Here is a 13,449-nt window from a genome sequence, read left to right as displayed (position 1 = left end):
ATGCATATGTATAAACCTGCTGCAGAGCTGTTACTCCATGAATCCGTCTCACTGTTCGATCGAATCGGGGAGGATTTGCTTCTTTTTCGAGATCGCCACGGATTTATGAAATGTGATGCGGATTTAAGACCACTATGGGAAACAGCATGTGCGTATGTTCCATTCTCCTGGTACATTGAGCCAGGCGGTGGGCGATTGTTCATCGTATTTGAAGAGTCAGCTTATTTTGGTTTACTAGATTTAGAGCAAGGGCATTTAGATTATATCAAGCGACCCGCTGCTTTTTCCGAAGCGTGGTTCAGTAATTTATTCTTGTGGCAAGACGATGAGATCTTCCTATATTCGGCAGAAACGGATGTTGTCTGCGTGAACGTTCAAACAGGGGACTGGCGGTACTCAAACTATGAAGAGGCACCGTTGTTCGGACGCTTGATTGAGCGAGGATATGATACACGTTTGACGTTCGAACGGTTCATCGCACCTACGACGATCATCTCCTATGATGATCTACAAAAACGGTATGTGATTTGGGATGCCGCGACGAATCAGGAATCGATTATTCCTTTTTCGGATTACGCGGAGTACTCGCTCGTTGACCACCGGCACCAATTGTTTTCGATCACCGATTCATCTCGCTTTTACTTGTATGAGAAGAGTCAGCTGAAATATAAGTTCGAGGGATGCCATTCCTCCGTTTTACTCAAAAGTGTGTTACTCGATGAAGAGGCGCGACGTCTTGCGATCGTGTCGACATCGGCGACATTCGGCAACACATGGGTTCAAATTTTTCAAAAGACGTAATGAAACATCCTTTTCGCTTTTCAGCAAGAAGGATGTTTTTTGTACGTTTATACAGAAAGGGGACGCATCATGCAACGGCTTGGTCATCTGATGAGTATGTATTTTCGAGGAGTGTTGATTGTTTGGGCAATCCTGCTCGTCGTGCTTGGATATTTCGCTTATCAACTACCCGATCGGCTAGAAGGAAACGGATTTACGCGTGACGGTGATTTTCAACGCGTCGAGACAGTACTCGATCAAGACTTCGGTCAGGATCCGCATACGATCATCGTTCTATTTGAAAATCAAGAGAATCTACAACAAACGATGGTGGAACATGTCGAGCGCTTCCGTGATATCAAAGGTGTCGGGAACGTCACTGGTCCTGTTGAAAATCCGCGAGCGATTCGGGACGATAAGGGATACGTGACGGTCGGGGTACCGACACTTGATGCGAAATGGGCAACTGCGGTCACACGTCAACTGGATGATACCGGAACGATTCGACTAACGGGTGAACCAGTCGTCGTCGATGATTTGAATACAGCGTCGAAAAATGATCTCATCCGGGCTGAGTTGATTGGAATTCCAGCAGCGTTGATCGTCTTGCTACTCGTTTTCGGTACTCCGGTTGCCGCCATCCTACCGTTGATCATGGGACTCGTTACTTTTGTCTTTGGTGCCGGTGTTCTTTATTTCGTCGCCGGGCAACAAGAGTTATCAATCTTCGTCTTGAATGCGGTCGCGATGATTTCGCTGGCGCTCGGAATTGATTTTTCGCTGTTATACGTCAATCGATTTCGCGAAGAACGGCAGGACGGACAAGATATTCGGAAGGCGGCGATCCGTTCGGTCGAGACGGCAGGGCGTTCAATTTTATTTTCCGGAATCTGTGTATTCGTCGGACTTGCCGGGCTATTGCTGATTGATGTGGATGTCTTCCGCGCTGTTGCGATCGGGACGCTCGTTTCGGTCCTCGGGGCAGTCGTCAGTGCATTAACGTTACTACCGGCACTATTGATCGTTTTCGGGAAGGTGTTAGAGAAAGGACGACTCTTCCGGCAGCGAGCAGGTCGTAGTGAAGATCGTTGGCGCCGCCTCGCTCGTTTCGTCATGAAGCGCCCGGTCGCAGTGACGATTCTATCTTTATTGCTTCTTTTACCTTGTTTATTGCCGTTACGTGACTTGACGTTGAACATTCCGCAAGCGACCGCTTTACCGGAATCCTATCCGTCGCGTCTCGCTTTTGAGTCGTGGGAAAAAACATTCGGGAACGATGGAACGGATGCCGTCCTCATCTTATCTGCTGATGCTTCCTCAGAGGTGGGACGAGAAAAAATCGAAGATGTGACGATTCGACTCGAGTCGGATCCCGATGTACGTTCCGTCGTATCCGCCGCAACGATCGCCGAACAGCAACAGATTCCGCTCGAACAGTTACTCGCTGTTCCGGCCAGCCGCGAAGCTTTGACGGCATTTCTGTCAGAGAACGACCAAGCACGAATTGACGTCAATTTAAAAGGGGACCCGGGGGATGCAGCTTCGCAAGACTGGGTGCGAAAGATGCAAGCGGACGGTTATCTTGTCGGGGGACCGGCAGCCTTCAATCAGGAAATTTATGATGCCATTGAATCGAAACTCCCACTAGCAGTCGGTGTCGTCGTTTTGGCGACATTCATCATCCTGCTGATTGCGTTCCGGTCCATCTTGATCCCAATCAAGGCGATTCTGATGAATTTGCTTAGTCTAGGGGCGACATTCGGATTACTCGTCATCTTGTTTGAGTCCGGTGCAGTTCTTCCACAGGAGACGATCGGTATTCTGACACCGGTCTTCATCTTCTCACTCGTCTTTGGTTTATCGATGGATTATGAAGTGTTCCTCGTCTCGCGAATGGAAGAATATTATGACGAGACGGGCGATAACGATTACGCGACCGAGATGGGGCTTGCGAAGACGAGTAAGATCATTACGTCTGCTGCCTTGATCATGATCGTCGTCACTGGAGCGTTTGCCTTCACGGGCGTCAGTCCAATTAAACAACTTGGCGTCGGTATCGCGCTTGCGATTTTTATTGATGCCACGATCGTCCGGATGCTACTCGTCCCCGCACTGATGAAACTATTTGGTCACTGGAACTGGTGGTGGCCGGGTGGTCGTCGTAAAGCGATTCGCAAGTGACACATCGCGTAAGCACATCAGTAGCTATTCGGAGGAAGACGAGCGTATACTGTCGATATTCAATTCAAGAAATTAGAGGAGGCACTTCACTCATGGCAACTCAAGCAATGTTTGAACCATTTACATTACCAAACGGTGTGACGCTGAAAAACCGCGTCTTGATGGCACCGATGACGAACTATGCAGCACAAGAGAACGGCGAAGTATCGGATGCGGAACTCGCGTACTATGCAGAACGTTCAGGCGGCGTCAGTGCGGTCATTACAGCATGTGCGAATGTCACGGCAGACGGTCAAGGATTCCCGAATGAGTTCGGTGCGCATCGTGACGATCTCGTTCCAAGTCTGAAGCGACTCGCAAAAACGATTCAAGATAAAGGCGCAAAAGCGATCTTACAAATTTTCCACGCTGGTCGTATGGCACCACCAGAACTCGTCGGTGGGCAAACAGTCAGTGCAAGTGCTGTCGCACCTGTACGTGAAGGAGCAATGACACCTCGTGCGCTAGAGGCGGAAGAAGTTGAAGCAATCATTGAAGCATTCGTTCAGGCGACACGTCGTGCGATGGAAGCTGGATTTGACGGTGTTGAGATTCATGGTGCGAACACGTACTTGATCCAACAATTCTTCTCACCACACTCAAACCGTCGCGAAGACAAGTGGGGCGGCAGCTTAGAAAAACGTCTCGCCTTCCCATTAGCAGTCGTAGATGCAGTCGAGGCCGTCGCGAAACAGGATCCTTCGTTCATCGTTGGATACCGTTTCTCTCCAGAAGAGATCGAAAATCCAGGAATCACACTCGATGATACGATGCGACTAGTCGATGAGCTGGCGAAAAAAGACCTCGATTACTTGCACGTTTCCGTGATGGACTTCTTCGCAGGTTCAATTCGTGACGAAAATGCAACGACATCACCAATCACGCTCGTCCAAGAACGTGTTGGCGAACAAGTACCTGTCATCGGTGTTGGATCGCTGCACACAGCGGACGAAGTCGAACAAGGTTTGGCTGTCGTTCCAATGATCGCCCTCGGTCGTGAACTGATCATGGAACCGAAATGGGTTGAGAAAGTCGAAGCGGGTGACCTTGCGTCAATCCGGACAGAACTTGATCCAGAAGCACAAGCAGAACTCGTCGTTCCAGATGCATTATGGGCAGGCATCACAAGTCGTCCAGGCTGGTTCCCGATCAAACAAACAAGCAAATAATAGAACAGCATCAAAAAGCACTCTAGATCTCGTGTCTAGAGTGCTTTGAGACTGAAGGTAAAGTGCAATTTTTCTCTAACGAGAAGGATTGCGCTTTTTTGTTCGTCTCGCATCGTTTTCCTGGGACAAGCATCGCGCCGCTTCGCTTCGCTGCAGGGTCGCTCTTGCTTGTTTTTCCCTAGGAAGCGATGTCGAGTGAACAAAACGCTTCTCGGATCCTTCTTCTAGATAAAAAAGAATAACGCGTTACACGCCACTCCTACAGGAAAAAGCGCATTTATGCGCTGTCAGAGACAAACGAGACCCGTTTTCTGCTCGAATAGAGCGGGAAAACTGGCTTGTGTCTCGCCTGAGGAAAGGGCGTGAAAAGATGCGTCATTTTTTGGAGTCAGCCCTGTTGTCTACAATTTTTTTGTTTATTAATAGGCAACCTGTCCCATCCGAACGCCACAAAACGTATGCAAGGAGACCGGATCCTGTAGATTCGTTCGTTCCAACATATCGTTTAGGAGCAAGGCACAGACGTAGGCATCCTCTTTCGCGTCATGGTGCTGGAAAGAGACGTTGAGGAATTCAGCCATCGTATTCAATCGATGGTTCGGCAACCACGGATACAGTTTGCGGGATAATTTGACCGTGCAGCCGTAGGTGAAAGCGGGCATCTGGTACATATCGTATTTTTGAATCGCTTTCTGGAGCGCCCCCATATCAAATGATGCATTGTGGGCAACGACCAGTTGAGCACCTGCGATTAAATCGTATAAGCCCTGTGCTTCCATCGCTTCAGGTAACGTCGGTGCATCGAAGACATCACTCGGACGAATTCCATGGACCCGGATGTTTCCAGCATCGAAGTTCTCTTCTGGATTGATTAAGACCTGTTTACTCTCCGTGACGCGACCGTTGGAGAGAACGGACCAACCAAACGCACAAATGCTTCGGCTATTCCGATTTGCCGTTTCAAAGTCAATCGCTAATGTATACATGCAGCAGACTCCTTTCTGTCATTCACTAGTAACAGAATACATGTTCGTATTATAGAAGTCCATTAAAAAAGACCATCTGCAAGGCAGATGATCTGATATCCATTCCAGTCACTTCGCGGTGGCGACTTTTTGTTCCTCTGCGACGTACTCCTCCGGTTTAAATAATAGAACGCGATCTTTATAGGCGAAGACAAGGGCCGTCAAGACAGCCATCGCATCAGCGATCGGGAAAGCGAACCAGACACCATTGACACCGAAGAACAGGGGTAAGATCAAAACGAGTGGAATCGTGTATAACGTTTGGCGTGACAAGGACAAGAATAAAGCGACTTTCGCTTTGGCGAGCGATTGATACATCCCGTTGACAATCATTTGAATCCCATAGACGAACGATAAAGCGAATAAGATGCGCATCGCACTCGAGCCTTCCTGCAGCAGTGCTGCTTCTTCCGTGAACAAGCCGACCCAGAAGCGAGGGAACAATTGAATCAGTAACCACAAGCTGATCGATAACGATAAGCCGTAACGGATTGCCAACTTGATGGCAAGCGACATCCGGCTAAATTGCCGAGAACCGAAATTATACCCGACGATCGGTTGCATCCCTTGCACGATTCCCATGATTGGCATACCGACGAGCGCCATGAACTTATTGATGACCGCAAACGTCGCTAGTTCCGTCGTACCACCGTACCGGACGAGCATGTGGTTGACGGTGATGAACAAAATCGATTGGGAGACTTGCATGATGAACGACGATGATCCGATTTGCATCATCCGAAACGTTAAACGGAAATCGGGTTTGAAAGCATTCCGATCGAGTGTTAACCCCGTTTGCCGACGTTTCGTAAAGAAGAATCGGAAAACAAGTGCAGCACCGACGATTTGCGCAACGACTGTTCCGAGTGCAGCACCTTGGATGCCCCAATCAAGACCAAAGATGAACAGAGGTGTCAGGACGATGTTGATGGCAACCGTCGTCAGCATGACGCGCATCTGATAGTTCGCGCGTCCTTCTGCGCGTAACATTGCACTCGACGCCATCGTCAACATGAAGAAAGGAGATCCGATCAAGAGGACGCGTAAGAAATCGATGCTATACGGCATGATTTCATCTGTCGCTCCAAAGAGACGAAGTAACGGTTCGACGAAGATGAAAGCACTGATGATGGCGAGCATACTGATGAAGAAAACTGCTATCAAGACGTTCGCATAAGCACGACTGGCACCATCCGTCTGTTTTTGACCAAGCCGTTGTGACGCAATCGCAGCCCCCCCGATCCCAATCGAGTTGGCGATTGCCATCAACACGAGCTGGACGGGGAAAGCGATTCCGACAGCGGCAACGGCAGCCGTACCGATGCCTTGAGCGACGAAAATCGTATCGACGATATTATAGAGTGCCGTGACGAGCATCCCGACCATTGCCGGCAAGGAGAGACTAAGTAAGAGCTGGTTGATAGGTGCTTCACCCAAACGGGCAGTGTTTTTATTCATGGAAGGAGAGCCTCCTTTTTTAGACAAGTGGTAAGTAGGGTTTTACTCAGAGTAGTCGCTTCTATGAAGAGATGCAAGAAATCACTCTAGTCAATGTGTTCGTCTTATAAAAAAAGGATGCGCCATGAAGCGCATCCGATGGAACTCGTTTTAAGATGGTGTAGGCAAGTACCCTTTCGAGTACTCGAAAGCAATGAATAAAATGGCACCGAGCGCCAAGTAAGCGAGTAAGGTGATCGTTTGTTGTTTTTTCGGCATCTGGTGATACTGGACCGACTCTTCAGCGAGTCGGAGCGGTTCGATCCGCTGATCGATTCGTCGCAACAACGCATCGTAGTCGTTCGCAGCATCATATTGATACCGTAACAGATCGTCCGCTTCCTGACGTGCCTCTTCCGGACTCGCTTGTCGCAAATCTTGTAAATCGAGACGAAGCGACCAAGCGATCGGGTCGTACGTACTTTCGACCGTTTGTTCTTCCTCCACTTCCGGTGCAAGAGCGACTTCCGCGTTTGCACGTTCTTGTTCCGCCTTTGCGCGTAAGACGCGTTCGCGTGCAGCACGGTATAACATCAAGGTCGATCGGTTCGCCTCATATTGTTTTGCGAACTTATACCGTTTCCAGACAGCACTGCCGCCGAAGAAAGCAATCAAGAGCAGAATCAGGCTGAAGTTCGTGATGCCGTAAGCAATCAAGGCAGCAAGACCTGCAACCCAAACGATGATCGGAAGTCCCGCAAGAATCCGTCCGCCGTCAAGCGGACTGACGGGAAGTAGGTTGAAGAGATTCAATAGAGCTCCGAGATGGAAGATGACGAGCCAAAAGTCATTTCCCGTCACAGTGTATCCAATCGCAAGCGGAATCAGGGACACGAGACCCGCGAGTGGTCCACCGTACGCAAGAATCGCTTCTTGTTTTGGTGTCCGGAACGTATCTTTGATCCCGATGACGGCTCCCATGAACGGTACGAAAATCGCGGGACCCGTTTTAAAACCGAGTCGTTTCGCAGCGAGTAGATGTCCCATCTCATGAATGAATAGGAGATAGAGTAATCCGACCCCGAACCAGACACCGAATACTTGAGCGTAAAAGAGAAGCGAAACTCCGAACGAAATCAGAGTGCCTCCAAACTTCGAAAATTTTAATAAGGCAAGGATGACCTTTCCTTTCGTTAAGAGAAAGGCGCCGGCAACAGCAAGTCCACCCCAACGTTTTTTAGCCATCGTGAAATTCCTTCTTTCATCATGTGACGTTCTTCCTTAAGTGTACGACACAAATGTAGAAAAAGTTTCATTTAGACTGCTCGGGAATCAGATAGAAACAACTACCATCTGGTTGACGGGCTTCACTACCGACCTGAAAATGATGCGTCGTCGCTAGAGCTGCAGCAATCGACAATCCGAGTCCACTTCCTGAACGATCGCGTGCTGCATCAAGTCGGTAAAACCGGTCAAATAACCGGGTACGTTCTTCGTTCGTTAGAGATGTTCCTCGATCAAGAACAGCGAGTCGCTCCTTGCGCAGATGCAATTCAGGAGAAGTGGCATATTTCAGGGCATTATCGATATAAATCGTCAAGATGCGTAGCACCGCTTCGCGATTCGCCAGGATCGTTCCAGAGGCATCAACAGGGATGATCGTCCCTGTCGCGTGATACATCCGATCAGCGAGTTCGCTCCCAAGCTCGGCTAAGTCAATCTCTTCGACAGACGTTTCTTCATAACCGAGACGAGACAGTTCGAGCATGGGCTCGATCAAGGTCGTCCGCATCGCATGCGTCTCCTGTAAGATATTTTCAATCGATTCATCGAGGACGTCCGGCTTCGTTTTGCCCCATCGCTTCAATAATTGCGCATACCCTTCGATGACGGTCAGCGGTGTCTTCATCTCATGCGAGACATCGGCGACGAACTGCCGTTGTTGTTCCATCGTCTGATCGACACGCCCAATCATCTGATTGAAGACGCGACCGAGGCGACCGATCTCATCATCACGTTCGGTCTGCACGGTCTCAAGCGTTCCAGAAGACGAGATCCGTTGCATCGTATCATTCAGTTGCCTGAGCGGGCGGAGCGTCTGATACGCAATCCAGAAGCTACTGATGAACGCGATGACGATTCCAACGACCAACACGATGGTGAAGGTCAAGACGAGTGTCGAGACCGTATCATCGACGCTTTCATCTTCGAATAAATAGGCTTGATCCTGATAGACGATACCGAACCAATCACCAGATTTGAAAGGTTCGTTCGAACGCGGGATACCGGGTAGGTCACTTGCTTGTACGTCTCCGTTAACGGTAGACGAGTCGTCGTCATCTTCATCATTTGAAATGACCCATCGTCCATCTTCGTTCGATAAGACGACGGAATCCTCATGAAGCGTCAACAATGCCCGGACCGATGAATCATCCTCCATCAATTCCTCCGCCTGTTCCAGTTGGGTATAACGCGATTCAATCAAATGATTGCGGACGACGAAGGTCACGACGATGAACGAAAGCAACAATAAAAGTGTCGTAAAGGCGGTGACGGATAAAGCAAGTTTCGTTCGAAGCTTCATGGGTTCGCCTCCCTCAGCACATAACCAACCCCACGAACGGTCTGGATCAAAGCAGGAGGGTGAGCATCGACTTTTTTTCGAAGGTAACGGATGTAGACGTCGACGATATTCGTCTCGCCGAAGTAATCGTATCCCCAGACGCGATTTAAGATTTGTTCGCGTGTCAGGACATGTTCTTTGTTTTCCAGTAAATACGTCAGGAGTTCGAACTCCCGTGGTGTCAAATCGAGTCGCAATTCATCGCGAAATGCTTCATGTCGATCAAGATCGAGTACAAGATCTGCGAACTGTAACGTGCGCGATGCGTTACTAGTTGAAGTCGGAGTGCGTAGTAACGCACGGATCCGGGCAAGGAGTTCCTCCATCTCGAACGGTTTCGTCACATAATCATTCGCACCAAGATCGAGTCCTGCGACCTTATCGTAAACTTCCCCACGTGCTGTTAGCATAATGACGGGGATATGAATACCTTTTCCACGGAGCCTGCGCAACACCTCGAAGCCGCTCAGCTCCGGCATCATCACGTCGAGTAAGACGAGATCAACCGAATGCTCAGCGGCAGCGAGACCATCTTTTCCGTTGGGGGCGACACGTGTCGCGTACCCGGCATATTGGAGTTCGAGTTCAAGGAGGCGTGCGATTTTCGCATCGTCCTCAACGATTAAGATGGTAGTTGGCATAAACATCCTCCTTTAATGATCATTCATCGATTTCTTTCACTTCGTCTGACGCGTTTAACTCAAGTTTAACGGAACCACCGACTCGGATGTCATCATCTTGTTCCATGTTTGATGCACGAGAGTACGATTTTTGCGTACCATTCTGTTCGATGATGATTTCTTGATTCGTTATTTTAGCGAGCGTGCCGCGGACTTCTTGTTCCCGTGCATCGTCACCGTCTTCGTCGCGTGTAGCATTACGATTCTCGTCGTCATCTTCGCGGTCGATTTCACGGACTTGACCGTCTGCATTCAATTCGATTTTCACGATATCCCCAGATTTCGCAGCGTCGCGTTCCGCACGATCCGCAATCGCGTAGACCGTCTCTTGTCCATCTTGTTCGAGTGTCAATTCACTTTGTGATAGGGCACGAAGGATGCCGTACCGTTCATTCGCATCATCCGATGAATCATCTGATCGATTGCCATCGTCTTCTCCGTCATTACGATCATCTTGATCTTCTCGCTCAAGTTCCGTGATTTGCTGATTCGCATTCAGATCGATTTTGACCCAATCGCCTTCTTGTACGGCTTCTCGTTCGACTGATGAAGCGAAATCAAACGTACGAGATTCACCGTTGACATCGATCGTCATCGAACGATCCGATAGTTTCTGTAATGTGCCTTCGAGTTCCTGATCGTCACGCATCGAAGCTGGAAGCTTTTGTTCGACTTGGCGCGAAGCAGCTTCGACTTTTTGCTCTGCCTGCTGTGAAGTAGTGACCGTCGAGTTGACGAGAGAGTGTCCTGGACCTGTGAAGAGGAGGAACGCGCCGGCTCCTGTTAAGACTGTACCCGTTACGGCAAGTGTAGCGATTCCTTTTTTGAAACGTTTATTCCCTTTATTTGTTCGTTTTTCAGTCATGATGATGTCCTCCTTTAGTAGTGGCTGTTGTTCTTATACATAGAATAACCAGACCACGTGAAAGGAAGCTGAGGAACAGATTAGAATTTGATGAGAATTAGATCGTCTTGATGATTCGAGCCGGATTTCCACCGACGACGCTGTTTGCCGGTACATCCTTAACGACGACACTTCCTGAGGCGATGACAGCATTATCTCCGATCGTCACACCGGGATTGATGACCGCGCGTCCACCGATCCAGACATTATTTCCGATAGCGACCGGTTTTCCAAATTCATAACCGCTGTTGCGCTCGACAGGATCGAGTGGATGGGTCGCAGTATAGATATGTACTCCTGGAGCAAGCATGCAGTTGTCACCAATCGTAATCGGACAAATATCGAGCAAGACACAGTCATAATTGGCATAAAAGCGAGCCCCTAATGTGATGTTATAGCCATAATCACATTTAAAGGTCGGTTCAATGTAAAAGTCGGCTTGCTCCGTCTGGAATAATTGTTGAAGAAGTGCCTTCCGTTTAGTCCCATCATGGACACTCAATTGATTGAACTCATAACAGAGCGATTGTGCTCGGATGCGGTCAGCCACGAGTTCCGGATCTTGTGCTAAGTAGAGTTCCCCTTGAATCATCTTTTCTTTTTCAGTCATCTGATTCACTCCTTCATCGTTATTACTTTCATTAGACTAAATGGTACCCGGTGATGCAACTGATATCCCGTTAAGATATACGTAAATGGGGCTGACTCAAAAAAGAGTGACTCGTCTTTTCACGCCCTTTCCTCAGGAGAGACACAAGCCAGCTTTCCTGCTTTCTTCAGCAGGAAAGCGGGTCTTGTTTGTCTCTGACAGCGCAAAAATGCGCTTTTTCCTGTAGGAGTCGCGTGTAACGAGCACTTCTTTTTTTACGAGAAAAGGGTGGCAGATTATCATTCTGCCACCCTGGTCTTTGTAGAGACTGACTTTTGAGTCATCCCCCTTCAAATGCAATTCTTATGCTAATTCGATTCCGCCTGTGACACCATAGATTTGCGCCGTGACATAGCTCGCAGCGTCTGAAGCGAGGAAGACATAGACATCTGATAGTTCGACCGGTTGACCACTGCGTTTCAGTGGTGTTTCCTGCCCGAACTCTGGAATGTTCTCGCTCGGTTGACCACCTGAAATCTGAAGCGGTGTCCAAATCGGACCAGGTGCGACGGAGTTGACACGGATTCCTTTTGGCGCGACTTGTTTAGCGAGTCCACGTGTGAAACCGTTGATAGCAAACTTCGTCGAAGCATAATCCAAGAGGTTCGCGCTTGGGTTATATCCTTGAACGGATGTCGTCGTGATGATCGAAGCTCCTTCTTTCAAGAGTGGCAAGGCTGCTTTGACGACCCAGAAGAGGGAAAAGACGTTGATTTCGTATGTTTTGCGTAGTTGCTCCGTCGACAGGTCGAGAATATCTTCGACGGCTTGTTGTTTACCAGCGACAAGTGCCAAAATGTCGAGCCCGCCGAGCGATTCGTGTGCTTCTTTGACGAGTTGTCCACAGAACGATTCATCACTTAAATCACCAGGTAAGAGATATGCTTTTTGTCCCGCTGCTTCAACGAGTGCTTTGACCTCTTCAGCATCCTGTTGTTCTTCTGGTAAGTAGTTGAGCACGATGTCAGCCCCTTCACGAGCGTAGGCGATTGCTGCTGCTCGGCCGATGCCGGAGTCGCCACCCGTAATCAGTGCTTTTTTGCCGATCAATTTGCCAGAGCCTTTATAACTCTCTTCTCCACAATCGGGAACAGGTTCCATTTTTGCTTGAACCGCTGGTGCGTCCTGATATTGTTTTGGGAAATCGTCATTGAAGTATTGGGTTAACGGATTTTTCGATGCAGCCATGTAAACATTCCTCCTGAAAGTTGGTTTTGGTATAGGGTGTATGTTCCCTCAACAGGTCGGATTAAACGTTTCTGATGGTAGCAAATTTGGAAATTGATGGTTTACACTAGAAAAAGAGGAGTGTGAAGAAGATGATTGCTGGACTGTATGAAGCTCATTTACCGGTTAAAGAACTCGAACGATCGATTGCCTTTTATGAAAAATTGGGACTTGCATGTGCGTTCCGAAATGAACGCGTCGCTTTCTTTTGGATCGAGCACGGTAAGAGTTGGTTGGGGCTATGGAAAGCTGGTCAAGCTGAGTTACCGTATCATCCGTCGATTCGACATGTTGCGTTTCGGATGGAGCAAGAAAATATCGATAAAGCACAGGACTGGTTAAAGGAGATGGGCATTACCGTTCGATCTGCGTTTGGTGTAGCGGCAGCCGATCAACCGCTTGTTCTCGATAACCATCCACATGCGCACGCGGCGATCTATTTCGAGGATCCGGATGGCAATTCGCTCGAATTGATTGCACCGTTACGCTTTGACATGAAAACGGTGAATGGCACAATGCCGTATCAGGACTGGCAGCATCTATTTGAGACTGAATCGGAGAAAAAGACGACATAACTGGGGTTTTCATTCGAAATCGCTTCCTAGGAAAAAACAAGCAGGAGCGACCCTGCAGTGAAGCGAAGCGGCGCGATGCTTGTCCCAGGAAAACGATTCGAGACGAACAAAAAAGCGCAATCCTTCTCGTTAGAGAAAAATTGCGCTTTGTCTTCAGTCT

General features: G+C 48.8%; 12 protein-coding genes. 4 read left to right on the top strand and 8 right to left on the bottom strand.

The genetic code is table 11. The features are described from left to right. Positions 1 to 6: 6 nt before the first annotated feature. From NOM72_RS13295 to NOM72_RS13285, 3 genes are all read left to right on the top strand, one after another. Complete coding sequence (locus NOM72_RS13295; RefSeq protein WP_023469667.1) at positions 7 to 801, top strand: hypothetical protein; 795 nt, start codon at positions 7 to 9, stop codon at positions 799 to 801. Between the two features lie 69 nt (positions 802 to 870). Next, entirely contained in the window at positions 871 to 2,961 is a 2,091-nt protein-coding gene (locus NOM72_RS13290; RefSeq protein WP_255999326.1) for an MMPL family transporter, read from the top strand. A gap of 92 nt (positions 2,962 to 3,053) precedes the next feature. Continuing rightward, positions 3,054 to 4,169: an NADH-dependent flavin oxidoreductase gene (locus tag NOM72_RS13285; protein WP_255999325.1), complete on the top strand. Its 1,116-nt coding sequence runs from the start codon at positions 3,054 to 3,056 to the stop codon at positions 4,167 to 4,169. 419 nt (positions 4,170 to 4,588) lie between these two features. Here NOM72_RS13285 and NOM72_RS13280 read toward each other — a convergent pair whose 3' ends face one another. The 8 genes from NOM72_RS13280 to NOM72_RS13245 all read right to left on the bottom strand — a co-directional run bounded on the left by NOM72_RS13280 (position 4,589) and on the right by NOM72_RS13245 (position 12,675). Further along, a complete protein-coding gene (locus NOM72_RS13280; protein WP_035395622.1) occupies positions 4,589 to 5,155 on the bottom strand; it encodes a 3'-5' exonuclease in 567 nt (188 codons plus the stop codon). Between the two features lie 108 nt (positions 5,156 to 5,263). Continuing rightward, entirely contained in the window at positions 5,264 to 6,652 is a 1,389-nt protein-coding gene (locus tag NOM72_RS13275) for an MATE family efflux transporter (protein WP_023469663.1), read from the bottom strand. 150 nt (positions 6,653 to 6,802) lie between these two features. Next, positions 6,803 to 7,876, bottom strand: coding sequence for a site-2 protease family protein (locus NOM72_RS13270; protein WP_035395627.1), 1,074 nt, complete (start codon positions 7,874 to 7,876; stop codon positions 6,803 to 6,805). Positions 7,877 to 7,943: 67 nt separating this feature from the next. After that, complete coding sequence (locus NOM72_RS13265; protein ID WP_035395628.1) at positions 7,944 to 9,215, bottom strand: sensor histidine kinase; 1,272 nt, start codon at positions 9,213 to 9,215, stop codon at positions 7,944 to 7,946. Beyond that, positions 9,212 to 9,895 (bottom strand): response regulator transcription factor, encoded by a 684-nt coding sequence (locus tag NOM72_RS13260; RefSeq protein WP_035395630.1) that lies wholly within the window; start codon positions 9,893 to 9,895, stop codon positions 9,212 to 9,214. Before NOM72_RS13260 ends, NOM72_RS13265 begins: the two co-directional genes overlap by 4 nt. Before the next feature lie 19 nt (positions 9,896 to 9,914). Continuing rightward, entirely contained in the window at positions 9,915 to 10,799 is an 885-nt protein-coding gene (locus NOM72_RS13255) for a hypothetical protein (RefSeq protein WP_255999324.1), read from the bottom strand. A 97-nt stretch (positions 10,800 to 10,896) separates the two neighbouring features. Then, positions 10,897 to 11,448 (bottom strand): maltose acetyltransferase domain-containing protein, encoded by a 552-nt coding sequence (locus tag NOM72_RS13250; protein ID WP_023469659.1) that lies wholly within the window; start codon positions 11,446 to 11,448, stop codon positions 10,897 to 10,899. Positions 11,449 to 11,790: 342 nt separating this feature from the next. After that, on the bottom strand, positions 11,791 to 12,675 hold the full coding sequence (locus tag NOM72_RS13245) for an SDR family oxidoreductase (protein ID WP_023469658.1): 885 nt from the start codon (positions 12,673 to 12,675) through the stop codon (positions 11,791 to 11,793). Positions 12,676 to 12,806: 131 nt separating this feature from the next. Here NOM72_RS13245 and NOM72_RS13240 point away from each other — a divergent pair, with 131 nt between their 5' ends. Beyond that, positions 12,807 to 13,289, top strand: coding sequence for a VOC family protein (locus NOM72_RS13240; RefSeq protein ID WP_255999323.1), 483 nt, complete (start codon positions 12,807 to 12,809; stop codon positions 13,287 to 13,289). Positions 13,290 to 13,449 lie beyond the last annotated feature (160 nt).

Source organism: Exiguobacterium sp. LL15 (genome assembly GCF_024436095.1).
In the GTDB taxonomy this organism is placed as follows: domain Bacteria; phylum Bacillota; class Bacilli; order Exiguobacteriales; family Exiguobacteriaceae; genus Exiguobacterium_A; species Exiguobacterium_A indicum.
This window is presented reverse-complemented; position numbering and strand designations above follow the sequence as displayed.

Bases quoted from the DNA above. Each gene is read 5' to 3' on its own strand.
- NOM72_RS13295 (WP_023469667.1), top strand. From the start codon at position 7: ATGTATAAACCTGCTGCAGAGCTGTTACTCCATGAATCCGTCTCACTG.
- NOM72_RS13290 (WP_255999326.1), top strand. From the start codon at position 871: ATGCAACGGCTTGGTCATCTGATGAGTATGTATTTTCGAGGAGTGTTG.
- NOM72_RS13285 (WP_255999325.1), top strand. From the start codon at position 3,054: ATGGCAACTCAAGCAATGTTTGAACCATTTACATTACCAAACGGTGTG.
- NOM72_RS13280 (WP_035395622.1), bottom strand. From the start codon at position 5,155: ATGTATACATTAGCGATTGACTTTGAAACGGCAAATCGGAATAGCCGA.
- NOM72_RS13275 (WP_023469663.1), bottom strand. From the start codon at position 6,652: ATGAATAAAAACACTGCCCGTTTGGGTGAAGCACCTATCAACCAGCTC.
- NOM72_RS13270 (WP_035395627.1), bottom strand. From the start codon at position 7,876: ATGGCTAAAAAACGTTGGGGTGGACTTGCTGTTGCCGGCGCCTTTCTC.
- NOM72_RS13265 (WP_035395628.1), bottom strand. From the start codon at position 9,215: ATGAAGCTTCGAACGAAACTTGCTTTATCCGTCACCGCCTTTACGACA.
- NOM72_RS13260 (WP_035395630.1), bottom strand. From the start codon at position 9,895: ATGCCAACTACCATCTTAATCGTTGAGGACGATGCGAAAATCGCACGC.
- NOM72_RS13255 (WP_255999324.1), bottom strand. From the start codon at position 10,799: ATGACTGAAAAACGAACAAATAAAGGGAATAAACGTTTCAAAAAAGGA.
- NOM72_RS13250 (WP_023469659.1), bottom strand. From the start codon at position 11,448: ATGACTGAAAAAGAAAAGATGATTCAAGGGGAACTCTACTTAGCACAA.
- NOM72_RS13245 (WP_023469658.1), bottom strand. From the start codon at position 12,675: ATGGCTGCATCGAAAAATCCGTTAACCCAATACTTCAATGACGATTTC.
- NOM72_RS13240 (WP_255999323.1), top strand. From the start codon at position 12,807: ATGATTGCTGGACTGTATGAAGCTCATTTACCGGTTAAAGAACTCGAA.